Origin of the sequence: Georgenia thermotolerans, from assembly GCF_009193185.1 — a bacterium.
GTDB lineage: Bacteria > Actinomycetota > Actinomycetes > Actinomycetales > Actinomycetaceae > Georgenia > Georgenia thermotolerans.
In genome coordinates this window covers 19,514-35,396 of sequence record NZ_VUKF01000031.1, presented here as the reverse complement: position 1 = coordinate 35,396, position 15,883 = coordinate 19,514, and the positions used below count along the sequence as shown (strand labels likewise).

Genomic DNA, 15,883 nt, shown 5'->3' with positions numbered 1-15,883 from the left:
CGGCTTAGACGCGCTTCACCCCCAGCCTGTGGCCGGAGTCCGACTTGATTCGGTTGCATTGCATGTGGGCAAGCGCCAGGTTTTCGGGGTCGTTCGTTCCGCCCTTCGCGCGCGGAATAACGTGGTCGATTGACGGGCACATGCCATCCGGGTACCGCAACGTCATATCGACAGGGTCACCGCAGATCGAGCAGTCGGTACCGTCACGAGCGGCAAGCCAGCCAACGGATACGCCGTGCTTCCTGCGATCCTGACTGCATCGCTTGCACTGCTTGATCCGCTTGTTGCGACGGCGTAGCCGGCGCTCTCCGTCAGTTCTTTCCATGGGGAACTCGCCGCCACAGATAACGCAGGTGAACGTCTCGGGAATCTGTCCGTCGTGACGGTAATAGAGTTGCTGACACCGAGACGAGCAGAACTTGCGCATACCCCAGAGCAAGCCGGACGGGCCACCGCAAGCGATGCACGTTTCGCCTTGATACCGCTCGGCAATCGGCTTAACCTGACCAGTGCGTTGAAACTATCCGTAGTGGACCGCGCACATGCCGAGTTTGCGCTTCGCCCTGTCGCATCCTTCAACGGAGCATTTCGCACCGCGATACGGGCTAGACTTCGTCAGTGGGGCGGTCGGATCGCCTGCCAGCTTCCAGCGCGTGTAATGAAATGCGCACCAGCCGCGCCCCACAACAGGCTCATCGCATCCGTCGATGTCACACCTGGGCCGGCAGCCGTCGTCGCAGTAGTGGCGGATCTGTGTGGACCCGGGTTCGCGTTGGATCGGCTTGCCACACCCTCTACAGGGGGCGGTCTGGCGGGTGCCGCCGTTGGCTTGCCGCTGCGCTTCGTAGTGGGCGCCGCAGAGACCGCGTGCCCGCACCTTCTTGACACATCCGTCGATTGAGCATGTAGAATTAGCCACGTCGACCCCTATCCGGTCGGCCATGCCCCGGGCGGCTTTCGGTGCGCTAACACCTGGCCGTCGCGGGGTCTATTTTTGTTGTGGGCTCATTGTATCGAAATGGGTGTCGTTTTGGTGTGCGACACGCTATTGTGAGCCCGACAAGTTTTGGCCGGCGGTGAGGGGTGTGTGGGGGATGAAGCTCAGGGGCTACATGTGCGAGGTTGAGTGGGACGGTCACACTCTCCGTGCCCGGGGCACGAACAAGGCGGCCCACTTTGGCCTTATGGGGCCGAGTGATGTGGACGTTGACGATTACGTCCACGAGGGGCAGTCGGACAGGGAAACCGTCAAGGGCATGGGGAGGGCGGTCCTGGCGGTTGGCGCCGCCCAGCCCGATCTTGTTCTCACCCGGGACGAGTTCACCGTTGAGCAGTTCAAGACGGGCAACGCCTTGGTCAACGGCAAACTCGTCCTTCGGGCTAACGGCGGGAAGAAGTACCAACTGCACTTCCGCCGCAAGGACAACAGCGACTTCACCGCACTGGCACGCGAACTGGGTGCCCCCGTCTAGATTTCGTCAGGGTCGAACCCGAACCGGGCGGCCATGTTCTTCGCCCACGCAAGGTTCATGCGGGCGACAGCCCGGTCGACCTCGGTCTTGGGTGTGGGGTAGTCCATGACTTGCCCGGGTTTGCCGCCTTGCGCTGCGACCGTGGCGGCCTGCAACCCGAGGACGGCTTGGATGAGGTCGCGCAGCAGGTTCGCGTGCAGGTCGTACTCCGCAACCCGCGGCGACCACGCCTCACCCTCAGTGTCCTGGTCTGCCGCTTCCTCCCGGGCCAAGGCGATCAACTCCGCCTGCTCCGGATCGTTCTGCACTGCCTCGTTGAACCGTGACGCCGACGGCAGTTGGTCGATCAGTTCAAGCAACGCCTTCCACCGCCGGTCCACCCACCACCGGGCCAAGTCCACACCGAACACCTGCAACAGGTCGGCGCGAATCTCGGCCCGGTAGCGGCGGATCAGTTCGCGGAGGCGCGCTCTTCCCCCGGCGTCCCCCACGACTTCTCATAGGCGGCCATGACCCGCTCAATCACCGGAGTCAGGGCGCGGAGGGTGGGGAACTGCTCGAGGAGTGCGTCATAGTCCTCCGGGGACAGCCACTTACGCAGGGCCGGGGTGATCTTCCCGGTGGCCTGCCCGTGTGCAATCTCCTGGAAGAACGCCTCAGCTTCCTCAACGGGGGCGTCGTAGATGTCGGGGAACGTGACGAACTTGCCCGACTTGAGGGGGACCCGAACGGGGTCGTGGTTGACCTCGCTGTCGAGGTCGCTGACGCTGATGACGTTCTTCGGCTTGTCGTTAGCCACGATGGAACCTTCCCGGGTGTTGGTTGGTGGTTACTTGCTGTTCTTGGCGTCGGCCTCGCGCACGGCGGCGGTCTTCGCGGCCTGCTCGCGGTAACCAGAGGCGAGCAGGGTGACCCGCTCGCGGGCGTCGGACGTCTCCACGACGTGACCGGTGTCCTTGTGAGTGAAACGGGGCATGGTCATGCCTCCCTCTCGTCAGGGCTGATATGGGCGGGTGTGAAAGATGGAGGAGCCTGGCCGGCGGCACGACACCCGGAGCGCACCGCCGACCAGGAGACTGTTAGGCCCCAGCCGACGCGTAACCCAGGATGTCCGCAGACGCCTTCGCCCCAGTGCCACCCAGGTAGTGCCGAACCGGCGTACCCAGCTCGTCATCCGTGAACACATCAAACGTCAGCGCGTTCTGGATGACCGACTGGCCCCACGCCTCCTCGTCCGCGTTCGCCAGTTTCACGGCGCCGTAACCGCGGCCCATGATCCAGTTGTTCGCGGCCGGCCCGTCGTCGGCCACGACGATGAGCTGGTACTCGTCATCGATGGGCAGGTCGGGCTCGTCGAAGACGATTTCGCCGGTGGTGGCGTCGGGGGTGACACCGGAGAGGTCCATGCCGTAGCGAATCTCGTTGAGGTGCCGCTGCCCGAACTGGAGCGGGTTGAACGCGATGGTGCGGGCGACCCGGAGAACGTCGGTGCGGACGAACGAGGAGTAGCCGAGGGCGTCCACGTCGTCCTTCTCGACGTCACGGCCGAACCGGTAACCGTCCGGGGTGACCAGGCCGATGGGCTTGAAGCCGAGGGCCTTGAGGTCGACGGGCAGGCTGTTGGGGCCGGTGATGGCCTCGGGCAGCTCGCCCTCGGAAGCGCGACGGATGAATCCCATTGCGCGCTTTGACTTCCGGACAAGTCCGCGGTGGTCCGCGTCCTTCATCAGCTCAGCGAAGGTAGGCATTTGCGGGGTTTCCTTTCATCGGGGGACGCCCCGCAAACGGGGGCGCTGCGTCTAGATCGGTTGGGCGCCGGTCAATCTTCTATGTCGACCCGGATTATGTGCGCCCGGTTAAAAATGTGGTCCTTGTTCCCGGACCTGAACTGGATGAACCGTGACTCGTGCAGTCTCTCGGGCAAGTCAGCAACCGAATGCTTATCAACCCGGAACACCTGCGTCACGTCATCACTCGTAACAATGGTCAACATCGCCACAGGCGCCCCCAAGTGTTATTGCTGGCGGGACGTCACCAAATACAAGGCGTTAACCTGCCGCACACTGTCAGACGGGAACGGCACCTCATGCGGGGTCACATCACAGCGAATACCATCCACATACCCCGCCTCGAGGTCATGCGGCTGGCCCTCGTCACCCCACAGAATCGGGTCACCAGCCACCGCATCCCGAATAGCCTCAGCAACATCGTCAGCGTCCGTGCCCGGGGCGTACACCTCGAGCGTGGCCCGGTCCACACGATCCAGGCCCTCACTGCCGCCCGTCGTGTACACCAGCGCCACCGCACCATCAGGCTTCCCAGCCCTCGTCGTGAAGTCCGCCGGCAGCCGGTAGAACAGCTCCACGGTGCGACCCGCGAACACCTTCCCGTGCACCAGCTCATCGAACACGTCACGCGTATCAGGAAACGCCATCAGAGCCTCGCAGTCTGGGAAGCACGAGCCAACGCGCGAACATGGGCACCCTTCGCCCGGTCCGTCTCGACAACCTCAGCCCCGGCGCGGTGCTCGTTCTGCCAACCAGCCGTCACCGTCGCCGCGCGCACCTCATAGCCGCCCCTGGGGTCAAGCGCACGAGCCGCATCGGCAACCGCACGCCCAGCTTCTAGCGCGACACCCTGCACACCGGCTAACCGCGACAACTCCCGCATCCCATTACGGTCCGGCTCATACTTGGTAGCCATCACGCCTCCCGGAGTTGAACGCGGACGCCGAGTGGGCCGACGTCGGGGCGACCGTTCACCGTGAACACACCATCCGGCCAGAGTCGCTTCGGCGACGGCGGCACAGTCACCGTGTCAGTCGACGTGAAATCAGCCCCGGCAGGCGCATACAGCCACGCCGTAGTGTCCGGCCTGTCCGACCGCGCCAACGCCTCCTCAGCGGACGTCTGCGTGCTCACCAGGCAGTCATCCACCGTGTGCTCAGTCGCCGGCAGCGGGTTGCCCTTACGGTCCGTGCCACCCGACCGGGTCACCGTCACCGACACCAACCACTCGCCAGGGAAACGGCCAGTCAGGTTCATGGCGCCCCCGGAGGTGTCGGATTGACCCACTGGAACCACAGATCCGGCCGGGACGCCAGCGACGGCACCGGCGCATCCGGGGTCATGTTCACCATGAACGCCGCATCATCATCCGCGTTGCCGCTGAACTTCGCGCACAGGTCCCGAAGCTGTTCAATCTCCGACGGCCAGAACATCCCACGGCGCACACCAGACCTGGTGTCGATGGTCTGCTGGAACGACCCCGCACCGATCTGGGTCACAGCCCCGGAGCCGGTGTCGTTCCACCGCAGGATCGCCGCCCGCAGAATCGCCTTGAGCGCACCAAGTAACGCGGCGTCCGCGGCGAAGTCCGGGTTGGTGATGCAGGGGGCGGCCAGCGCCGCCATAGCCTCTGCGTCCTCGATCATCGCCTGCGCCTTGACAGGCTCAATGTCCGCGAACGCAGCCAGGTCATCCGGTACAAGGAAGGTCACACCGGCCACCCCCTCACATCACTCGTCGTCGTTCTCTACCTTCGGGCGACGTCCCCGCCTGGCAGGCTTCTCGGCCTCCCACTCGGGACCGAGGCGACGAATCACCGCCTCATCAGCGGCGACCGTCACCCCCGTCACCTTGTTGGTTGCCTTAGCCATCAGGCCCCGGCGCCCTCGTCGTAGGCAGCGAACTTGGTCGGGTCAACGGACCAACCGGCCGTGAACTCGATCAGGTAGGCAATCATGTTGTCCTGGAACAGGTGCCACTCCTTGCCAGCACCGTCCACGACCGTCGCCTCGGTGGACCGCTTAAGCTCGATACGGTCCGCGAAGCCCCAGGTGAGGCCACTGTTCCAGTCACCGACGAAGCCCTTGGTGACGGTGGCGTCCTGGGTGCCGACACGACCCGAGACGGTGCGGCCGTAGGCGACGGGCAGGCCACCGAGGGTGGCGCCCGCACCGGTCAGGGACGGGATCGCCGGGACGGTGGCGCCGACGGTGTTGGACACGGCGCCGGCGCGAGCGATCTTGGTCCGGTACGCGGTGTCGAACGCGAACCCGTTGGGGTCACCATTCGGGTTCCCCGCGACGGCCAGGTCATAGCCAGCGAGAACCTCGTCGGCCAGGTCGCCGGCACCGACGGTCGTGCGGGCCGTGGTCTGGTTCACGAACGTCACGTTCGGGACCGGGTTGCCGGTGCGAGCCGACTTACCGTAGAAGATGCCGTAGTCGATCTGGCGCTGGACACCGTTACGCATGTCCTGCTGGATGTTCTCCAGCATCTGCGCGGGGTTGCGCCGCGCGGCCTCCTGCGACACAAGGATGATGCCCGCGAACTTGTTCGGGGACAGCACCCGGTGCGAGAAGCCGACCTCAGAGACGGGCTTGCGGCCACCCTCAGCGGTGTAGCCAACCTCGAAGCCACCCTCGTAAACGGGGATGACCTGCTCACCGAGGGGAATCGGCTGGGCGTTGGTGAGCTGACCGACAACGGACTGCTCGAACGCCTGGGAAAGCTGGGTGCGAGCCCAGTCCTTGGGCAGCGGGACCTCAATCCCGTCAAGGAGAACTGCCATGATGGGTTCCTCTTTCGTGAAGTGTTAGATGCCGAAGAAGGCGCGGGCGACCGCGTCCTTGTCTTCGGCGGGGGAATCGCCCTCCCACTGAGCGGGGTTCGGGCGGGGGGAACGCGGCGCGGCATCCTCACGTGCCTGCCGTGCGAGACGTTCCGCGAGACGCCGCATAGCGTCCGCGTCCGTCACACCTTCCAGAAGCGCCACATCGTCAGCGGTAAGCCCGTACTGAATCGCGACGTCCTTGCGGATGTTCGCGGCCTCCAGTTGGGCGGCCCGCTCCTCAGCGGCCTTGACCCGTGCCGCGGCCTTCTCAGCCTCGGTCATCTGCGCCTGCTCAAGCTCGGCAAGCCGCTCGGCGGCAGCCTTGTTCTCCTTGGCGCGCGTCTCCCACTTTCGGGCCTCAGCCTTCCAGTCGGTCGAGTCCTCAGCGGGCGGGGTCTTCTGCTGGGCCTCAGCGGCGTCCTGTGCAGGCGCCTCCGGGGCAGGGGTGGTCGTGCCGTCGCTCATTGTTGCTCCCGTGCGGGTAGGTCCCCTGTGCCGTGCGGCTTGGGGTGGTCTAGTCGTCCATCGATGCCATGTACTCGCGCACCCGGGCGCGGTGGGCGTCGAGTTGCCGTTGCGCGTCTTCCTGCGCGGTCAAACCACGCCGCTCCAGGTACCTCTTCCGGCGCGTGGAGAGCGTGACGGGCTCGCCTGCGGCCTGGCGGCGCAAAGAGTCGAGACGCTGCGAAGCCACATAAGCCTCAACAGGCACCTCGGGCGCGTTCGCGTCCCAGGACGGAACGGCTACGCAATGGCAGTTGTGATGCGCCGCGAATGCTGCCGTGGCCTTGCGATACACCCCGCCCCGGCCTGCCAGAAGGCGGCAGAAGTCGCACGCCTCGTGACGAGTCTCGCGGTGCCACCCAGACGCGGCAGGATCAGCAGCCGCAGACTGCTGCACCGTGTCCCGTCCAGGCTGGAGAACGTACTTAGACGCCACACCCTCGAGGAACGCCAACGTCTGCTGCGGTGTCGGAGTGAACAAGTGCTGCGCACCGAACCGCACCTGCGCCACAGCAGCCGCCGCGGGGACAGGGGCGGCCATCACCGCGGCGAACCGGCCACGGACCCCCATAGAGGCCCGCAACTCGTCATACCAGTCCGCCGCGACAACCGCCGCGACCTCCCCATACTTGGCCGTCAGCGCCGGAAGGAACTCGACCAGCGCATCCCGAACCTTCTCCGGCTTCGAGAGGTCCAAAGACGCCCAAAAGCCCCGGAGGGCATCGAGGGCAAGCGTTTCCAGCGCCGCATTCGCTTCCCGGAGCCGGCCAACGTCAGTCGCCGTCGCCACCGGTCACCGCCGTCCTGTTCCCGGCCGCAGCGATCAGCTCATCCACGGACCGGCGAGCACGCGCACGCGCCTGCTCAGCATCCAGAAGGCGCGTCTCCGACCGGGTCAGAGACAGCCGCTTGCGGACCACCTCAGACCCAGGCTCCAGCACGCCAACGCCGACGAGCTTCGTGACCTCATCCGCTGCCGCAGCCCGCGTCGGAGTCGCCGCATTCTGCCAATCCACCGCAATGCGCGACGCGAAGTCCTCCGGGACCCCGCCATCGCGCACCAGCAGCGACAGGCGCGCCACCTCAAGCCACGACCGCCCAAACCCCGACTGGCGCCGCTCCGTGCGCTTCACCAAACGGGACTCACCCATACGAATCGCGTCTGCGCTCGACGGGTTCGACGTCTGGATACCGAGGTAGTCCGCAGGCATGCCAGCCTCGGAAGCCACCTGCATCCGGAAATCCCGCAACTGCTCAATGAACGGCTGCGGCGACGCCACCTGCAACTGGTGAATCTCCGGGATGTCACCGTCGGCGTCCTTGTTGATCGCCAACGCGTGACCCGCCAGGATCTTCCACCCCGGAACCGGGTTACCGTTGCGATCCTTGAACGCATCCGGCCCGCGCCCCAGCACCATCAGCTGCGGAATCGAGTAGAACATCGTATTGACGTTCATCCCCAGCGCCGCACGCATCATGTCCTCAGTCAGCGACCGAATAGCCGGCGTAATCTCCGACCGGCCACCACGACGCGACGCCCGCGGACGGTTCGAGAACTGCACCACCGGCACACGGCCCATACGGTGCTGATCCCGGTCCACCACAACCCAACGGCCCTGGCGACGCTCAACCGTGACAGCCTCATCGGGCACGTCCAGGACACCGCGGACGGTCTCCCCGTCGCGGACCTCGAGGGACGTCCACGCCGCCCGCAGACGCCGCGTAGCAGGGTCACGCAGACCCGTCGTCGTCGTCGGCGGATGCATCGTCACCAGCGGCGTCCCAGCACCCGTTCCGACCCGCGCGAACGCCGTCCCGAAGATCAGGGCGTCAAGGTGCACCATCGGCGCCTCAGCGTCCAGCTCGTTCGCGTCATACACCTCGCCCAAACCGAGGTCATCCGCGCCCGCGTCATCCCAGCCAAGGAAGTCCAGCCGCTCATCCAGCACGTCAACGACCGTGCCCGGCGCGCCAACCACCGGAGCGAGGCGAGACGCCACCTCCTGCGGGATCGTGAACCCCGGCGACGACAGAACGTGCCGCGCCTCGTAGTAGGCGTTGGCCTCCATGTTCGGGCCAGCCACACGCCCCAACTGGTCAGTCAGCGCCTCAATCAGCTCAGCCTCGTCATTGGACAGGCCACCGAGCAGAACCGGAGACAGAGGGAGAATGCTCACAGGATCACCACGCTCCCATCGTCACTAGTTCGCTTCTTCGCTGTAGCCGCGCCATGGCGCGCAAGAGTCACCGCATCAAGAGCCGTCACATCAGCGCCCGGGGTGACCGACTGCCAACCCCACCCGCCCGCATTGCCGATCTTCCGTTTGCCGGCCACGCGCACCTGAGAGTCCAAACCCGGCTGCGCCAAATGCGTCAAATCGCCTTCATTGATCGCGCGTAGGAACCCCGCATGCGCCGTGATCGCCTCATCCGTCGACACCAGACGCACCCGCCGCTTCGGAACCCCCGCGGCGAGCAGAGACGCGACCATGTCACCCGCGCCCGCCTTACCGTCGACCAGAATCACCGCCGCCGAACGAGCACGCTCCGCCAACCACGCCACCAGCCCAGCCACGCCATCAGACGCCGGCCGAACACCCAACGCCTCCACATGGCACGGGGCACCCTCAACCTGAACCCCGACAGCCACACCGACACGCTCACCATCAGCGGAGAACTTCACCGCATACGCGCGCGCACCATCAGACGGCGCACCCTCGGCCGGGATAGCCAGGCCCAACCACCGCGGGAAGTCGATCACCCCACCAAGCGCGTCAGAATCCCAAGCGCCACACCGCTCACGCATGAACCCCGCAAACGACATCTGCGCCAACTCGTCCTCAACGACCTGCATCTGCAACCGCAAACCAAGCGCCGGATTCGTCTCAGCAGCCGCCTCCAACAGCCCATCCCGGTCCGATGGGTCAGGCACACGCTCAGGCGACCACTCATGCCACGACAGCCGCTTGTCCTTGCCCTCAACACCCGAAGCGCGCATCCGCTTAAACGGCGCACCATCCGCGTGCGGCGGCGGAGGCGTCCCCGTCATGATGATCTGCGGATCACCCGACGGCGCAGCAGAAGTCGTCGGCAGCAGCGCCTCAAGCTGCTCATCCGACAGTTCCTGCGCCTCATCAAGCACGAGGTCATCGACCGTGAAGCCACGACCCGACCCACGGGACCGAGCCACAAACTCAACCGAACCACCGTTCGTCAAAACAATGGCTTCCTGACCGTTCGTCTGCCGAATATCCTGCACAAGCGCAGCCAGCTCCGGATACTTCCGCTCGTTCTCAAAGAACGACTTAAGCCGCAGAAACGCCTTCCGCGCCGTCTTCACCTCATGCGCCGTGTGCAGAACCTTCCGGCCCAACACCACAATCTTGAACAGCTCGACAACCTCAAGGATGCCGTTCTTGCCATTCTGACGCGGCACCGCCAACCCACACCGGCCGGCAGCCAACTTCCCATCAGCCTTACGCCCCAACCACGACGCAATAACCAGCGTCTGCCACGGATCAGGCGTCAACCCATACGACGACGCCAAAAAACACGCGTCATCACCATCAGTCCACTTCTCAGACCGGCGCGGCTCCAGCCTTACGCGAGGCTCCTGCTTCCCGAGCAGCACGACGTGCGTTGAGCTCATCTAACGCCGTCCCCTTCTGCTCAGGCGCGGCCTTCTCAATCTCCGCAATCTCCGCAAGCGTCGCCCGGTACTGCGCCGCAATCTGCGCGCGCACACCAACCGTCGCCTCGTCCAAAGACGCCTCAAGCAGGTCCGCGAGGGCGCGGAGACGGTCAATGCGGGACACGGTTGTTTCCTTCTTCGGGGCCATCCGGCACCCCCTCCCTGGGTCTCGGGGGGATCTCGCTATGCGCAGGGGGGCGGGCGCGGGGGCCGGGGGCGGGGGTGGCCCCCCACCCCTTCCACCACGCGGAATGTTCCGGCATGTGGAACGGTCACCAGGCTTGACTGGTTGGGAATCCGTCATCGGCCGGCACGCTGACTCGGACGCGTGTCCTGTTGCGTGCGAGGTTGCAGGTTCGGCAGATCACGCGCAGGTTGTCGACGTCGTCTGTTCCGCCGTGTCGATGTTCAAGGATGTGGTCTGCTTCTGCGGACTCCGGGAGCTTTGGTACTTGGTAGTTGAGTTCGCGTCCGCAGTTGATGTGGTTGCCTTGGCCGTCTTCGTAGCCTGGGCAGTGTGTGAGGCCGTTGGTTTGTGCTTGGCGTAGGACTCGTGCGCGGTTGCGTAGGTACTTCGTTGTGCCTGTGCGCGACGTTGCCATGCCGTTGACCTCTTGTTGTTCGCTTGACCTCCCGCGCCACGGCCCCGCGACGCTTGCACCTCCCCGGGCTTATCCCGGCCCCGGGTATCAAGGGGGGTCCGGGTATAGGCCGGGGTAATGGGTGGGGGTCGGGCATGAGTGTGGTCCCGCCCTGCTGGCACGCTCGCACCCAGGTTCGTGGTTGTGTGTGGTGGGTCGATGCCAGCGGGCGGGTGAATGGTGGGGACCGGGCTGACCAGTCCAGCCAGCATCCACGAACGGTAGATGGATGGCGGTCCCTTTCGGCGTGCCCTGCTAAGTAGCGAGCTATCGAGGGCCGACCCCGCCCAGCCGTCATGGCTGGGAAACTTGACCTCAGTGCCCCACGCTGAGGTGCCGTGTGGCGCCCCGTTTCTGGCACGTCTGCCAGTGGGTTCGCCAACCGTAGTGAGCATCGTTGAGAGGCTAGGTGGGGAGAATGTGGGAAAGCCGCCCGTCAGCGGTGGGGCTGGGGCGGCTTCCTGATCGTAGAGACACTAATCCCTACGAGGGGTAATGGTATGGGTTTTGTCGACGTTCGTCAACGCGACACGCCGATAGGACGTCACCGATTTTCGTGGATGATCTGGGCGACTCGGCCGCGGGTGATTCCTGCTACCTCGGCTATTTGGGCATAGGACTTGCCGCGTGCGACTTCTTCTCGGATGGCTTGCCGCCATTCCTTGTCGGCTTGTTCTAGTTGGGCTTGGGCGAGCTGGCGGGCTTCTGTAGCGGCGGTTAGGTTCGTCACGGCTTCCACTCTTGCTGATAGTCCGGGTGGTCAGCGTAGACGGCGGCGAGATGGCGGAGGATGACGTCGCCAGGGTAGGGGTCGGCCATGGCGTCCCGGGGGCCGCCGAGGAGTTCCCTGTCTACTCGCTTGGCGTAGTAGGTCGCATCACGGGCGGGTTCGATGATCGCCCGCTTGGCCGCACACTCGGCCAGCACCCGGGCGGGATTGGCTGCCAGCACATACCCGGGGCCCATGTCGGCCATGTCGTACCCGTCCGGGTGGATGTACAGGTAAGTCGTCGGCTTTGACCGCGCCTCCGCCTCATCCTCAGCGATACGGGCTAGCAGGAACTCTGTGATGGTCACGCGACCTCACCTCGCCTAATCTGGTTGGCGCGCTCATCAAGGCGGTTAGCAGCCCGCGTCCCCCACGGCTCGTCCATGTCGTCACGCAGGAAGTCCGCAGCCTCCCATAGCGCCTCGGCCCTGACCTGGGCGAGCCACCGGTCGAACGCGGCACCTGCGTGGAGCCAGCCGTTCCAGCCCTCGACCCAGTCAGTGCGCACCGCTTCGGTGGTGGGCGTGTAGTCGCTCACTTCTTGTCCTTTCCCAGTACCCGTTCCCATTCGGTGACTTCGCGTCGCATGAGGTAGCCGCCGTGGCGCTTGACGTATGCCTCCGCTTCATCACGGGTGTACTCATTGAGTTCGGCAATCCAGCCCTCGCCGTTCTCCTCACCCTGGGCGGTCCATTCGGTGTAGGCGGTCATGCTGCGACCTTAGCGGCGCGGGTTTCGATGATGCGTTCGTGGGGGATTCGGTCGGTCCATGAGTAGCCGGTTTCGACTGACACGCTCTTGGCGTTGACGCGGGTGACGCGGTGCCAGCCAACGGAGTCGCGGACGAGGTCGCCGGGCTCGAGGTTGTTGAGGTCGCGCGGGGCGTTAGCGTCTTGTTCGGCTCGCTTGAGTTGCGCCTCTAGCGTTTCGACGTCGCGGCGTGCGCTTTCGAGTTCGAGGGTGATGGCGGCTTCGCGGTCGTAGGCGGCCCACCTGCGGTTGTCGGCTTTGTGGTTGGGCTTGCGGCGGATGCCGGAGAGGATGGCGGAGTCGTAGCCGCTGAGGCCGCCTGGGGTGTTTGCCTCCGCTGAGCCGCGGGCGCGCTGTAGGGCTTTCTCTAGCGCATCTACGCGGGTGCGGGCTTTGGTGAGCTTGGTGTGAATCGGGTTCACGGCTTTCCCTTTCGGGTTTGCCCGGGGCCGTAGCCCCGGGCGGTTTGGTCAGCGGTAGCGGACGAGGGTGGAGCGGTGGTTGGCGGCCTGGGCGGTGATGTCCTTGCCGGCGCCGGTGGCGATGAGGAGTTCGGCCTTGGCGACTCCGATGGGGAACCAGCGCATCTGGCGGGCCTCGTAGCGGTAGGCGCGGCGGCCGGTGCGGGTGGCGGTGAACTTGATTTCGGTCATGGTTCCTGCTCCTTGGTTGTTGTCCCTTGCTGTTGAGACAACTGTATAGCGCGCTAGACACCCTTGTCAAGCCCACTACACACCCAATTTTCAGGCAGCCCCGGGAAGGTCGTACTCATCCGACGCAACCAGCCCTCGCCCGCTGCCGCCCGTCAGCATTTCGTGACTTGCGGGGACTGTCGGGATTTCGTGACTCTGGGTCACGATGTCGAGGTGGTCAGCAATGGCGCCAACCGTGGACCGGTCCCACCCTTCGCCGCATGCGACACAGGTGGCGTACACGGGATCAGTCCTGATCCTGAGCGTGCCCTTTTCGTCACAGTTGGGGCAGGGGATGTAGGGGCGCCATGCGGGCTGGTCGATACCTGAGATGGTGGTGGCGGCTGCGACCCATGAGCGGGTGTCGTGGTCGAGGTCTGCGAGGTCGTGGGTGGGCATGGTGGTTGCGTGGCCGGCGAGCCATTGGAGGTTCGCGGCAGCGGTTGCGCGTCGGGGGCCGTACAGTGCTGCGACCCACCAGCGGGCTTCCTGCTCGATGCGGGTGAGTGCGTCGAGGGCGTCCAACCTGGCGGCGGGCTTGGACTCAAACCCCTTCCCGCCAGCCGTCGAAGGTCCGGTGGTGCCGGTGACCGCGGACGCGAGCTGCCCCAACAGCGACGGGTGCCGGGTGACGTGCGTCCTCGTGCCGTCCTCGGTGTCGTACTTTTCCCGGGTCGTGATCGGGCGCGTGAGCCGGTTCACCCGGTCAAGGATCGCCGCCCGGTACACGTGGTCAGGCTTGTACGCCCGCTCGGTTGGCTCAGTCATCGCCGTCCTCCTCGTCGTCCAGTGCGCCGTTCATGAGGGTGTCTTCGGCGAGGCGGAGTAGGCCGAGTTGGGTGACGAGGGGCATGTCTCCGTCGGTGGTGACCGTGGTGATGGGTTCTCCGTCGTCGGCGAGGTCGTAGCCGATGTGGATGGATCCGACGTGGATTGCGCCGTAGCTCATCACGCTGCCCCCTCGATGATTCGGCGGGTTTCCTCGCGGGCAGTGAGGATGTCCCGCGCCTTGCTGCCGACCGTCGGAGCGAACACGCCTAGGTCTTCGAGTCGCTGGCAGAGGTTGCGTGCCTCAACGAACCCGATGCCCAACTTGCGCTGCACCATGCTGACCGAGGCGAATCCGGCAGAGTGTGCGACATCGGCTGCGGCTTGCAGTCTCTCGGTCACGCTGCTGCCTCCTGGGCGTCGAATACGGGTAGGGGTGGCTCGGTGTACCCGGGGCCGGTTTCAGGCTGTCCTGGGCCGGTTTGCGTGCGCCATTCGGGCGGTTCCAGGTTCCACCGCACGTACTCCTGCTCCGGGGTCAGACCATGCGAGCGGGCGAGTTCCCTAGCGGCCCTCTCGAACAAGCCCCGCCACCTCGCGGCCTCGCCTAACCAGTGGTCACGTTCCACGGTCAGGTCGTGCACGTTCGGCAGATGCGGGTGCGGGCGGCCACTGCACACCATGGGATCGTTCACGCCGCCGCCTCACTCTGACTGATGGCCGTTGCGCGCTGATGCTGGATGGCGTCCAGCACTTCTGCGGCGCCCTTGTTGTTCGGATTGGCGAGGCACCGGATAGCCCACGTCACAGCGTCCACACGCTCATCGTTGAAGGCGACGATCTCGTACCGCCCGTAGTCGTCCATGCCGCCGGGGCCGTGAATGACTCGGTCGATCCACTCGGAGACGTTCACGCTGCTCCTTCTTTGAGCCTGTTGAGGCGGGCTTCGAGCTGTTGCACCCGCAGGCCGAGCAAATAGTTGTCGCGGTGCAACTGGTTGCGTTCGACGGTCAGGTTCTCCACCGTGCGCAGGGTGGCCGCGTATTCGTCGAGGAGGGCGTTGTACCGGCGATCCGCAGACGTCTCGAAGTACTCGCTCATGCCGCACTCCAAAGGTCTAGGGCCTGCTGCTGGAGGCGGCCCACCGTCATGGCGCAAAACTTCTCTTCCAACTCGATGCCGATGCCGCGGATGCCGTGGTCCATGGCGGCGCGGAGTGTCGTGCCTGAGCCACTGAACGGATCTAGGACGGACTGCGCCCCGGTGGCTTCAATGCACCGCGCGGGGAGGGAGATGGGGAACGGCGCCGGGTGATCCTTGATGCCGTACTCGATGCCGAGGTCCCACACGTCACCCATGCCCGAGGCGGCATGGGTGACAAGCTGAAAGTCGGGCTTAGCGAACAGATAGATGTACTCGCCTCGCGTGCAGAAGTTCCGGAGGTTCACGTCGATGCCGGTGCCCCGGTTCCAGATGATGCGCTGACGAAGCGGGATACCGAAGTCGTTGCCGAGCGGGTCACGCAGGACACCGTGCTCGATGCGGGGCCGGTGGTTGTAGAACACGGCCTTGCGGGCGATGCGCCAGCACTCGGCCAGCACCTTCCGCTGCCAGGCGTCGTAGTCGTCCTGTGCCATGGCGTCGTCGTGCTGCCCGTACCCGTCAGCGAACCGTCGTGCCTTCTGGGTCGTGTGCTTGTACGTGCCACGCCCGTTGCCGCCGGGAGTTAGACCCATGTTGTAGGGCGGGGATGTGACAACGATGTCGACCGAGTCGCTTGACATCTCGGCCATGACTTCGAGGCAGTCGCCGTTGTGGAGAGTGATGAGAGTTTCGTCGTCGTCGTAGTACGGGGTGCTCATCTGACTCGCCCCCATCGGAAGATCCCGCCTCGGCCGAGGTCCAGGTAGGTGCCGCGTTCCTCCGGGGTGGGGAAGAACAGGGGCCGCCATGTTCCGGCCCCGTAGTCGAACTGCCTG

At 65.3% G+C, this 15,883-nt stretch carries 27 protein-coding genes; 1 reads left to right on the top strand and 26 read right to left on the bottom strand.

What is annotated here, in order from left to right; translation table 11 throughout:
• Positions 1–4 precede the first annotated feature (4 nt).
• Positions 5–325, bottom strand: a complete 321-nt coding sequence (locus GD970_RS22710) for an HNH endonuclease (RefSeq protein ID WP_152203638.1) — start codon at positions 323–325, stop codon at positions 5–7.
• Between the two features lie 769 nt (positions 326–1,094).
• Here GD970_RS22710 and GD970_RS14630 point away from each other — a divergent pair.
• On the top strand, positions 1,095–1,472 hold the full coding sequence (locus GD970_RS14630) for a hypothetical protein (RefSeq protein WP_152203637.1): 378 nt from the start codon (positions 1,095–1,097) through the stop codon (positions 1,470–1,472).
• On the opposite strand, the gene GD970_RS14625 is transcribed toward GD970_RS14630, so the two are convergent.
• From GD970_RS14625 to GD970_RS14520, 25 genes are all read right to left on the bottom strand, one after another.
• Positions 1,469–1,963 carry a hypothetical protein gene (locus GD970_RS14625; RefSeq protein WP_152203636.1) on the bottom strand — a complete coding sequence of 165 codons (495 nt, stop codon included), beginning with the start codon at positions 1,961–1,963 and terminating at the stop codon, positions 1,469–1,471. The two genes, GD970_RS14630 and GD970_RS14625, sit on opposite strands and share 4 nt — an antisense overlap.
• A complete protein-coding gene (locus GD970_RS14620; protein WP_152203635.1) occupies positions 1,924–2,271 on the bottom strand; it encodes a hypothetical protein in 348 nt (115 codons plus the stop codon). Before GD970_RS14620 ends, GD970_RS14625 begins: the two co-directional genes overlap by 40 nt.
• A 30-nt stretch (positions 2,272–2,301) precedes the next feature.
• Positions 2,302–2,454, bottom strand: a complete 153-nt coding sequence (locus tag GD970_RS21710) for a hypothetical protein (RefSeq protein ID WP_193314957.1) — start codon at positions 2,452–2,454, stop codon at positions 2,302–2,304.
• 97 nt (positions 2,455–2,551) lie between these two features.
• A complete protein-coding gene (locus GD970_RS14615) occupies positions 2,552–3,199 on the bottom strand; it encodes a hypothetical protein (protein WP_152203634.1) in 648 nt (215 codons plus the stop codon).
• Between the two features lie 287 nt (positions 3,200–3,486).
• A complete protein-coding gene (locus GD970_RS14610) occupies positions 3,487–3,882 on the bottom strand; it encodes a hypothetical protein (RefSeq protein WP_152203633.1) in 396 nt (131 codons plus the stop codon).
• 630 nt (positions 3,883–4,512) lie between these two features.
• Positions 4,513–4,971 (bottom strand): hypothetical protein, encoded by a 459-nt coding sequence (locus tag GD970_RS14605; RefSeq protein WP_193314956.1) that lies wholly within the window; start codon positions 4,969–4,971, stop codon positions 4,513–4,515.
• A 158-nt stretch (positions 4,972–5,129) separates the two neighbouring features.
• Complete coding sequence (locus GD970_RS14600; RefSeq protein WP_152203632.1) at positions 5,130–6,047, bottom strand: phage major capsid protein; 918 nt, start codon at positions 6,045–6,047, stop codon at positions 5,130–5,132.
• A 24-nt stretch (positions 6,048–6,071) separates the two neighbouring features.
• Entirely contained in the window at positions 6,072–6,554 is a 483-nt protein-coding gene (locus GD970_RS14595; protein WP_152203631.1) for a hypothetical protein, read from the bottom strand.
• A 49-nt stretch (positions 6,555–6,603) separates the two neighbouring features.
• The gene (locus GD970_RS21705) at positions 6,604–7,383 is read right to left on the bottom strand and encodes a VG15 protein (RefSeq protein WP_193314955.1); all 780 of its coding nucleotides are present in this window, start codon (positions 7,381–7,383) and stop codon (positions 6,604–6,606) included.
• Positions 7,367–8,770, bottom strand: coding sequence for a phage portal protein (locus GD970_RS14590; protein WP_152203630.1), 1,404 nt, complete (start codon positions 8,768–8,770; stop codon positions 7,367–7,369). The genes GD970_RS21705 and GD970_RS14590 overlap by 17 nt, the downstream gene beginning before the upstream one ends.
• The gene (locus tag GD970_RS14585; RefSeq protein ID WP_226925364.1) at positions 8,767–10,029 is read right to left on the bottom strand and encodes an ATP-binding protein; all 1,263 of its coding nucleotides are present in this window, start codon (positions 10,027–10,029) and stop codon (positions 8,767–8,769) included. The genes GD970_RS14590 and GD970_RS14585 overlap by 4 nt, the downstream gene beginning before the upstream one ends.
• A gap of 142 nt (positions 10,030–10,171) precedes the next feature.
• Entirely contained in the window at positions 10,172–10,432 is a 261-nt protein-coding gene (locus tag GD970_RS14580) for a hypothetical protein (protein ID WP_152203628.1), read from the bottom strand.
• Positions 10,433–10,556: 124 nt separating this feature from the next.
• Positions 10,557–10,886, bottom strand: coding sequence for an HNH endonuclease signature motif containing protein (locus GD970_RS22705; RefSeq protein WP_152203627.1), 330 nt, complete (start codon positions 10,884–10,886; stop codon positions 10,557–10,559).
• Between the two features lie 583 nt (positions 10,887–11,469).
• The gene (locus GD970_RS14570) at positions 11,470–11,655 is read right to left on the bottom strand and encodes a hypothetical protein (RefSeq protein ID WP_152203626.1); all 186 of its coding nucleotides are present in this window, start codon (positions 11,653–11,655) and stop codon (positions 11,470–11,472) included.
• Positions 11,652–12,002: a DUF6221 family protein gene (locus GD970_RS14565; RefSeq protein WP_152203625.1), complete on the bottom strand. Its 351-nt coding sequence runs from the start codon at positions 12,000–12,002 to the stop codon at positions 11,652–11,654. The genes GD970_RS14570 and GD970_RS14565 overlap by 4 nt, the downstream gene beginning before the upstream one ends.
• Positions 11,999–12,232, bottom strand: coding sequence for a hypothetical protein (locus tag GD970_RS14560; protein ID WP_152203624.1), 234 nt, complete (start codon positions 12,230–12,232; stop codon positions 11,999–12,001). Before GD970_RS14560 ends, GD970_RS14565 begins: the two co-directional genes overlap by 4 nt.
• A complete protein-coding gene (locus GD970_RS21700; protein WP_193314954.1) occupies positions 12,229–12,405 on the bottom strand; it encodes a hypothetical protein in 177 nt (58 codons plus the stop codon). The genes GD970_RS14560 and GD970_RS21700 overlap by 4 nt, the downstream gene beginning before the upstream one ends.
• Positions 12,402–12,866 carry a hypothetical protein gene (locus GD970_RS14555; RefSeq protein WP_152203623.1) on the bottom strand — a complete coding sequence of 155 codons (465 nt, stop codon included), beginning with the start codon at positions 12,864–12,866 and terminating at the stop codon, positions 12,402–12,404. The genes GD970_RS21700 and GD970_RS14555 overlap by 4 nt, the downstream gene beginning before the upstream one ends.
• A gap of 48 nt (positions 12,867–12,914) precedes the next feature.
• Positions 12,915–13,097, bottom strand: a complete 183-nt coding sequence (locus tag GD970_RS14550; RefSeq protein ID WP_152203622.1) for a hypothetical protein — start codon at positions 13,095–13,097, stop codon at positions 12,915–12,917.
• Between the two features lie 90 nt (positions 13,098–13,187).
• The gene (locus GD970_RS14545) at positions 13,188–13,904 is read right to left on the bottom strand and encodes a DUF7341 domain-containing protein (protein ID WP_152203621.1); all 717 of its coding nucleotides are present in this window, start codon (positions 13,902–13,904) and stop codon (positions 13,188–13,190) included.
• Entirely contained in the window at positions 13,897–14,088 is a 192-nt protein-coding gene (locus GD970_RS14540) for a hypothetical protein (RefSeq protein WP_152203620.1), read from the bottom strand. The genes GD970_RS14545 and GD970_RS14540 overlap by 8 nt, the downstream gene beginning before the upstream one ends.
• Complete coding sequence (locus tag GD970_RS14535; RefSeq protein ID WP_193314953.1) at positions 14,085–14,306, bottom strand: DNA translocase FtsK; 222 nt, start codon at positions 14,304–14,306, stop codon at positions 14,085–14,087. Before GD970_RS14535 ends, GD970_RS14540 begins: the two co-directional genes overlap by 4 nt.
• A gap of 289 nt (positions 14,307–14,595) precedes the next feature.
• Complete coding sequence (locus GD970_RS14530) at positions 14,596–14,817, bottom strand: hypothetical protein (protein ID WP_152203618.1); 222 nt, start codon at positions 14,815–14,817, stop codon at positions 14,596–14,598.
• A complete protein-coding gene (locus tag GD970_RS14525; RefSeq protein ID WP_152203617.1) occupies positions 14,814–15,005 on the bottom strand; it encodes a hypothetical protein in 192 nt (63 codons plus the stop codon). The genes GD970_RS14530 and GD970_RS14525 overlap by 4 nt, the downstream gene beginning before the upstream one ends.
• Positions 15,002–15,766: a DNA-methyltransferase gene (locus GD970_RS14520; protein ID WP_193314952.1), complete on the bottom strand. Its 765-nt coding sequence runs from the start codon at positions 15,764–15,766 to the stop codon at positions 15,002–15,004. Before GD970_RS14520 ends, GD970_RS14525 begins: the two co-directional genes overlap by 4 nt.
• Between the last annotated feature and the right edge of the window lie 117 nt (positions 15,767–15,883).

Excerpts from the sequence above, each read along its gene's own strand:
- GD970_RS14525 (WP_152203617.1), bottom strand. The coding sequence starts at position 15,005 with ATGAGCGAGTACTTCGAGACGTCTGCGGATCGCCGGTACAACGCCCTC.
- GD970_RS22705 (WP_152203627.1), bottom strand. The coding sequence starts at position 10,886 with ATGGCAACGTCGCGCACAGGCACAACGAAGTACCTACGCAACCGCGCA.
- GD970_RS14615 (WP_152203634.1), bottom strand. The coding sequence starts at position 3,199 with ATGAAGGACGCGGACCACCGCGGACTTGTCCGGAAGTCAAAGCGCGCA.
- GD970_RS14600 (WP_152203632.1), bottom strand. The coding sequence starts at position 6,047 with ATGGCAGTTCTCCTTGACGGGATTGAGGTCCCGCTGCCCAAGGACTGG.
- GD970_RS21700 (WP_193314954.1), bottom strand. The coding sequence starts at position 12,405 with ATGACCGCCTACACCGAATGGACCGCCCAGGGTGAGGAGAACGGCGAG.
- GD970_RS14580 (WP_152203628.1), bottom strand. The coding sequence starts at position 10,432 with ATGGCCCCGAAGAAGGAAACAACCGTGTCCCGCATTGACCGTCTCCGC.
- GD970_RS14520 (WP_193314952.1), bottom strand. The coding sequence starts at position 15,766 with ATGAGCACCCCGTACTACGACGACGACGAAACTCTCATCACTCTCCAC.
- GD970_RS14545 (WP_152203621.1), bottom strand. The coding sequence starts at position 13,904 with ATGACTGAGCCAACCGAGCGGGCGTACAAGCCTGACCACGTGTACCGG.
- GD970_RS22710 (WP_152203638.1), bottom strand. The coding sequence starts at position 325 with ATGGAAAGAACTGACGGAGAGCGCCGGCTACGCCGTCGCAACAAGCGG.
- GD970_RS14550 (WP_152203622.1), bottom strand. The coding sequence starts at position 13,097 with ATGACCGAAATCAAGTTCACCGCCACCCGCACCGGCCGCCGCGCCTAC.
- GD970_RS14595 (WP_152203631.1), bottom strand. The coding sequence starts at position 6,554 with ATGAGCGACGGCACGACCACCCCTGCCCCGGAGGCGCCTGCACAGGAC.
- GD970_RS21710 (WP_193314957.1), bottom strand. The coding sequence starts at position 2,454 with ATGACCATGCCCCGTTTCACTCACAAGGACACCGGTCACGTCGTGGAG.
- GD970_RS14630 (WP_152203637.1), top strand. The coding sequence starts at position 1,095 with ATGAAGCTCAGGGGCTACATGTGCGAGGTTGAGTGGGACGGTCACACT.